Here is a 1155-nt window from a genome sequence, read left to right as displayed (position 1 = left end):
CTTGAGTTCAACTTATAAATGCAACTTTTTGGGTGCGGATAATAAGCAATAAAAACATTTATTTTTCAGAGAGGAAAGAGAGACAATGTCCCCCTTTCTCTCACTCTGAATGGATAAAGTTTGCTATCTTTGCTTTAATTGTCCGTCCAAAGAAAAAAAAGTTGCAGATGAGCAAACATATAACCGAGGAACAAAGGTATGCAATTTCTATGATGTTGCAAATACCGATGAGCAAAAAAGCAATAGCGGAAGCTATCGGAGTAGATAAAAGCACTGTTTACAGGGAGATAAAGCGCAATTGCGACGCCCGAAGTGGTAGCTATAGCATGGAGCTTGCCCAGCGAAAAGCAGACAGGCGCAAGCAGCAAAAACATCGCAAGGAAGTGCTTACACCGGCAATGAGAAAACGGATAATAAAGCTGTTGAAGAAAGGATTCAGCCCGGAGCAGATTGTCGGCAGGAGCCGCTTGGAGGGAATTGCGATGGTATCTCACGAAACGATATATCGCTGGATTTGGGAGGATAAGCGGCGGGGTGGCAAACTGCACAAATATCTTCGCAGACAAGGTCGCAGGTATGCCAAACGTGGTTCTAAAAATGCAGGGCGAGGATTTATCCCAGGCAGGGTGGATATTGATGAGCGTCCCGAGATAGTGGAACTGAAGGAGAGATTTGGTGATTTAGAGATAGATACAATTATTGGTAAGAACCACAAAGGTGCCATTCTTACCATTAACGACAGAGCAACAAGCAGGGTCTGGATACGCAAGTTGTCGGGAAAAGAAGCCATCCCGGTAGCTAAGATTGCAGTATGGGCACTGCGGAAAGTGAAAAACTTAATACACACAATTACGGCTGACAATGGAAAGGAGTTTGCAAAGCACGAGGAAATTGCGCAAAAATTGGAAATAAAATTCTATTTTTGCAAACCATACCACTCATGGGAACGTGGTGCCAATGAAAACACCAACGGGCTTATCAGGCAGTATATCCCAAAGGGTAAGGACTTTAGTGAAGTAACCAACAAACAGATTAAGTGGATTGAAAATAAACTCAATAATCGACCTCGTAAAAGACTTGGATACCTCACGCCAAACGAAAAATTTAAACAAATTATTAATCAGAATTCTGTTGCATTTGCAAGTTGAATTCAGC

The 1155-nt window shown here is 42.3% G+C and carries 1 protein-coding gene; it reads left to right on the top strand.

The features are described 5' to 3' along the window. The first annotated feature begins 167 nt into the window (after nt 1–167). Nucleotides 168–1148, top strand: a complete 981-nt coding sequence (locus ACESTD_RS18410; RefSeq protein WP_005794072.1) for an IS30-like element IS4351 family transposase — start codon at nt 168–170, stop codon at nt 1146–1148. The last annotated feature ends 7 nt before the right edge of the window (nt 1149–1155 follow it).

Source organism: Bacteroides sp. AR20 (genome assembly GCF_964250605.1).
Lineage (GTDB): Bacteria > Bacteroidota > Bacteroidia > Bacteroidales > Bacteroidaceae > Bacteroides > Bacteroides uniformis.
The sequence above is the reverse complement of the archived record's forward strand: the minus strand, read 5'-3'. Positions and strand labels throughout refer to the sequence as shown.

Bases quoted from the DNA above. Each gene is read 5' to 3' on its own strand.
- ACESTD_RS18410 (WP_005794072.1), top strand. From the start codon at position 168: ATGAGCAAACATATAACCGAGGAACAAAGGTATGCAATTTCTATGATG.